Below are 5,029 nucleotides of genomic sequence, written 5' to 3' on the forward strand. Positions count from 1 at the left end.
GTTATGTTCCCCGTATTTTCCGCAGCAGCGACGGTCAATTATTTTGTGCAACTTTTGATAGGCCAAAGGATCCGTATCTGGTCTGATCACATTCGCTCGAGAGGATAGCACGCGCTGCATGATGCGCGCTCGGAATATTATACCTTTATAGGCAATATCAATACATATATTTGTATATTTATACTTTTTACACGGAATAAATTACCCTTCAGGTAAAGTGAGAAGGGAACTGGATGAGAGTTGAATCAGAACGGAAGACATCTGAAACATATAATTAGGTCAGGAAGGCGAAGAAAACATATAAATAAATATAAACGAACCATACCGAGGGAAGGGCGATGATTTTATCGTCAGAGTTCGCCTGTTTGCGCGCAGATAATTTTGTGCCGTTATCGCCGTGCGATTTTATATAGGTTTTTACAGTGAGGTGGATTTATTTATAGGTTGGGCCTGAAGGAATCTGATTAGGAAGTGGATTGAAAAGGCGATGAAAATTGGCGGCGATCGATTATAATAACAATATCATGATATTGTTATTATAATCGATCGCCGCCAATTTTCATCGCCTTTTCAATCCACTTCCTAATCAGATTCCTTTCGGCCCAACCTATAAATAAATCCACCTCCCTGTAAAAACCTATATAAAATCACATGGTTATAACGGCAAAAATTATCTGCGCGCAAACAGGCGAACTTTGACGACAAAATCCCTCGCCCTTCCCTCGGTATGGTTCGTTTATACTTATTTATATGTTTTCTTCGCCTTCCTGACTTAATTATATGTTTCCAGATATCTTCCGTCCTGATTCAACCCTCATCCAGCTCCCTACTCACTTTGCCTGAAGGGTAATTTATTCCGTGCAAAAAGTATAAATATGCAAATATATGTATTGATATCACCGATAAAGGTATAATATTCCGGGCGCGCATCATGCAGCGCGTGCTATCCTATCGAGCGAATGTGATCAGATCCGATACGGATCCTTTGGTCTATCAAAAGTTGCACAATAATTGACCGTCGCTGCTGCTGAAAATACGGGGAACATAACAAATCATCATGTCGCCAGAACGCTTTAATGAATCGCCAGAACGCTCAACATGGCTGGAAACACTTGCGCAAGCCCATGAAGCACTACCGCCGCCATCGACCTACAGAGGAAAACGGTCGACATTCTGATGCGGCCAACAGCTGAAAACCTTCACCCACAACTGGGATTACGCAATATGAAACATGCCATCGCAATTCTCGGTCTGATCATCGTCTCCAGCCCGGCCTTCGCAGCATCGTGCGAAAAAAACTTCACAGTCTCAGGTGTGCCGATGGTTACGGCTGTCTCTTACAAATCCTTTCAGGAATTGCCGAAAGCCAAAGCACCCGCTGTCCTTCAAAAGCTCGCCCAAGCCGTCGCAGCAGAAGGTTTTTCAGGTATCCAGATCAACAAGGCACTCTCGTCAATCGATGCCCATCAGGAAACTAGCGGAAGCGGCAGAATTCAGACCCTGCGCGTTGTCGCCCGCCAGAAAGGCGCCGCTGTCCGGATCGATGCTGTTTTCAACATTCAGGCAGGACAGATCGCCGACAAGGACGTCATCCGCAAGGGCATCTGCGACATCATAAAAGGCGTGTAAGCCACGGCTTGAAGACACCCGGTACAGCGGCACGAGCCTCGAAGCTGGCCTTGCAATCTCCGCAGCCGGCAACAGGCGGCGCGAAAGGAGCTAAGCGCCGCCTGCCGGGCTTTATCAGGACTTCATGTTTAGCAACTCAGGAAAATCGTAGTACCGCAACCGCTTGTCACGGCAGCGGTAGTCATTCTTTGAGGCGTCCACGCTCACGTTGTGTTTTAAGGCTACGCCGACATAGGACCAATTCGGGTCGGCACGTTCCGCCGTGCGCGTGCAAAAAGCGTAAATCCGCCTTTCAGGATCGAGCAGCACGACGCTCGAAATCTCGGCTTTAGTGAAACCTCCGGGTTTGATGGTTCCGCGCAATGCGTCCACATAGTCACGTTTAATCGATCTGGACGGAGGGCGCTGCGAATCCAAAACCGACTGTGGCGCTGGAGTCTGGCAGCCAGTCAATGTCATCGCGGCGGCACAGAGAAGTAAAGCTGTCCTCATTCAATTCAATCCCCAAAAGTCAAAGCGCAACACACACGTATCCACAGCCGAAAATAGCAAGGTCACGCTTCGATAGACCGGGCAATAACCATCAAACAGGTTGCGGCACGCTTTTCGGCAGACGCCGGATCAAGCCTACTTCAACGCGCTGGCACCAATGATGGTGGCTGCATAATCGAGGCGGTAATCCACTTAGCAAAACGCCCGAAACTGTTCAATCAAACCGAGCCACCTCTAATGAACAAATAGACGTATACCCGTTAGAGCGCTGCGGAACCTCGGGCAACCATCATGAAATAAAGAACAAACATTCAAATAAACAAAACGACAAACAAACTTTTACGCATATTTACGAGTTAACACATATACAATACATGCCTATCTATCCTGCAGAAAATCGGACCCACAATTCCTACCCCAATTTTTCAAAGTGAATTACGCAAGCAAGAGACATGTGGGCGTAAACCGCTTTGGGCGTCCGGGGGATCATCGCTTCTCAGCGCCAATTTCAGTGCGATATGCTTGGCGTTGTCGTCGGCTGATCTCGCTTAGACACTGGGCTGCTCGTATACGCCCCACCCTCCACTACAATTCGATCTGCCCGCAGCCCATGGCTCGCCTGATGTCATCATTAAAAATTGGCTTACAGGAGAACGGGGCAAAAACAGAGCGCAGGAAATTTAAGCTTGGCGGGTATTAACAAACCCGGCAAGAACGCGCTCGCGACATCGATTGATATCTACACATGACTAGTTGGTCCGACGAAGTGAAACTCCAGCATATTCCTTCCTCAGCGAAGCCAATGCCTTCACAATGCCCGGGACATTACCCGCAGAGACAGCTAAGTCGAAATAATTCGGATCGGCAGGGGGATTCCCGGCTGCCTTCTCCTGATCCTGAATGACAATGACCCAACCACCCCTACCCCTGATCTCACGGACGAGGTCGACATCAACATTTTGAAAACACAAAAGCAGGAGGAAACAGCCCATATCTCGCGGATTGAACCCTATGACCTTGAAGAGGTAGTCACATTGTCCCTTGGGATCAGGCGTCCAAGGAGCCATCCTGGTCTGCCCTCCATCCGTCATCAGGCGGTCTTTGAGACTAAGCACCAGGCTGTTGGTTTGAAGGTGCGCGCCGTCATCAATAACGCGGCCCTGAGGGACGAATGTCGCGTTGATTTTAAGCTTGGCATCCGATTTGTATAACGCAGCATCGGCAGCGTCAGTAGGCCTGTGGAAATCGGCTAGACAGCATATTTTTTCCGCTGCAGCAAAAGCCTTGGCAAATTGCTCTCCGACAACATAGTCGAGCCAGTGGAGGTCCTCCACCCCCAGTTTGGTGCGCGCGCGAACGTAGCGCCGTTCGTCAAGGGGCATTGTAGCGGAGTAAACGATGGGATGATTTGGGTGTGTGTTTGATGATGGTGTTTGCAGACAGACCGCACAACGGGCGGCACTGGCTATTTGTAGATGGCTCCACGGAGGAAGAAGTCCGCGGTCGGACGAAATTTGAGCCGAATGACAGGGTTTCAGTTCGTCATGGTTTAAGCAAAGCGCGTGCATCGAACACCCGATTGGCGCGAAAAACCCTCAAAGGAGGCGGTGAGGTTCGCGTGACGCAGCTCTGGTCGAAAATAGCAATCGGAAGCGAAAAGGAGGGCCACGTGGGCGAATTAAAAACCCGCTTGGCTGACCAGCTGACCGACAACGCGTATTCGCATGACAAACGATGTCAGCTGCCCTTTTGAACGCGTCAGCTGCCACAGCCCCACGCCGAAGGCGATACCTGAAAGGGACTGCTTTGCGCTTGTGGGTGGCCTGTTGACGCAAGGGTATTCTTCACTGCTGCCTGGTCGCCATGTTTTTCCGGAGGCCTCCCATTCTCCCGCTCTCTTAGGCTAAAAGCTGCATTTTCGACTATTTAGGAGGGCTTCTTCTCCCGTAAATAATGAGTTCCCCATCACTCAGCATCCTCAGACATTTACTCCTTTTAGCCATGTCTAAATCTGATTGTGCAGCTCCGAGCGAGGAGGTGCGGGGCCCGCTCCGTCGTGCTCCTGCCCTTGATGTCCCACCTGCCCCGCCTTCAGTCATGTCGGAAGTAACCCTGTGCGAGGAGTACCCTCCCCGCGATTTGAGCACGGTTGATGCAGATCGCCTCAAGCAGTTTCTGGAGCAAATCGAAGACGGTTATAAGGTACGGATACCCGATAAAACCGAATTTCGTTGCTAACCACTACAGCCTCGCTGCCATATCAACTGGGATAAATATCGAGATAAATTCGATAGGATGCTACCTTCATTCGCCAGAGAACAAATTCGCCAGAAACCTCACACCCCGCTTTCCGCTTATACTCAGGAGAACGTAGCGGGAGTGCGTCAGGAGATTTTTGATGAGTCAGTTTTCGCGGCTCCCTACAAGTTTGCAACGGATGTCGTCACAATCTCTCTCTTAGCCGTGGCCCTACGACCGCGCGCGCGTGCTCTGTTCGACACCATCGTATATCGGGGCGGGGGCATATTGGACACCAACATCAACGGAACGTGGTACACGGGACATGTCGATCTGAAACCGCGCCTCCCTTCAGTTACCTCCGCTTTCCTCTCACGGGATAAAATGACCTCTCTGCCCGCGATCGTACTGGCGACTTCATGGAACGACAGGTTGATTTCCGATCTCTTTGACCGGGTTGCCAGTGTCCTTCTCATCATATCCCCTGACAGCGACGACCTTGAGGGAAGAGAGCCAGACCCCAGAATTCTCGTGCTGGAAGGCGGCTATTCGCTTCCGGAAATTTATGGAGCAGTCGACGAGGCTGTGGCTTCGGACCTGGAGCGCAACGGGCATGATGCTCCAGCGGATGACGTTGATAGTGAGGAGGAGGAGGAGGAGGAGGAGGAGG

The 5,029-nt window shown here is 50.5% G+C and carries 5 protein-coding genes; 3 read left to right on the forward strand and 2 right to left on the reverse strand.

Annotated elements, in window-relative coordinates; translation table 11 throughout:
- The first annotated feature begins 1,224 nt into the window (after nt 1–1,224).
- Complete coding sequence (locus RS75_RS24870) at nt 1,225–1,629, forward strand: hypothetical protein (RefSeq protein WP_045025273.1); 405 nt, start codon at nt 1,225–1,227, stop codon at nt 1,627–1,629.
- A 114-nt stretch (nt 1,630–1,743) separates the two neighbouring features.
- Here the strand turns inward: RS75_RS24870 and RS75_RS24875 are convergent, their stop codons facing one another.
- A complete protein-coding gene (locus tag RS75_RS24875; RefSeq protein ID WP_045025274.1) occupies nt 1,744–2,121 on the reverse strand; it encodes a hypothetical protein in 378 nt (125 codons plus the stop codon).
- 749 nt (nt 2,122–2,870) lie between these two features.
- The gene (locus RS75_RS24880; protein ID WP_045025275.1) at nt 2,871–3,503 is read right to left on the reverse strand and encodes a hypothetical protein; all 633 of its coding nucleotides are present in this window, start codon (nt 3,501–3,503) and stop codon (nt 2,871–2,873) included.
- Between the two features lie 41 nt (nt 3,504–3,544).
- On the opposite strand from RS75_RS24880, the gene RS75_RS26560 reads away from it, so the two are divergent.
- Nucleotides 3,545–3,874 (forward strand): hypothetical protein, encoded by a 330-nt coding sequence (locus tag RS75_RS26560; protein ID WP_045024602.1) that lies wholly within the window; start codon nt 3,545–3,547, stop codon nt 3,872–3,874.
- Between the two features lie 626 nt (nt 3,875–4,500).
- Nucleotides 4,501–5,029 (forward strand): hypothetical protein (locus RS75_RS24885; protein WP_045025276.1); only part of this gene is annotated, 529 nt, incomplete at its 3' end.

This window comes from Rhizobium nepotum 39/7 (assembly GCF_000949865.1).
GTDB classification, from domain to species: domain Bacteria; phylum Pseudomonadota; class Alphaproteobacteria; order Rhizobiales; family Rhizobiaceae; genus Agrobacterium; species Agrobacterium nepotum.

Coding starts and splice junctions, on each gene's coding strand:
- RS75_RS24870 (WP_045025273.1), top strand. CDS start 1,225: ATGAAACATGCCATCGCAATTCTCGGTCTGATCATCGTCTCCAGCCCG.
- RS75_RS24875 (WP_045025274.1), bottom strand. CDS start 2,121: ATGAGGACAGCTTTACTTCTCTGTGCCGCCGCGATGACATTGACTGGC.
- RS75_RS24880 (WP_045025275.1), bottom strand. CDS start 3,503: ATGCCCCTTGACGAACGGCGCTACGTTCGCGCGCGCACCAAACTGGGG.
- RS75_RS26560 (WP_045024602.1), top strand. CDS start 3,545: ATGATGGTGTTTGCAGACAGACCGCACAACGGGCGGCACTGGCTATTT.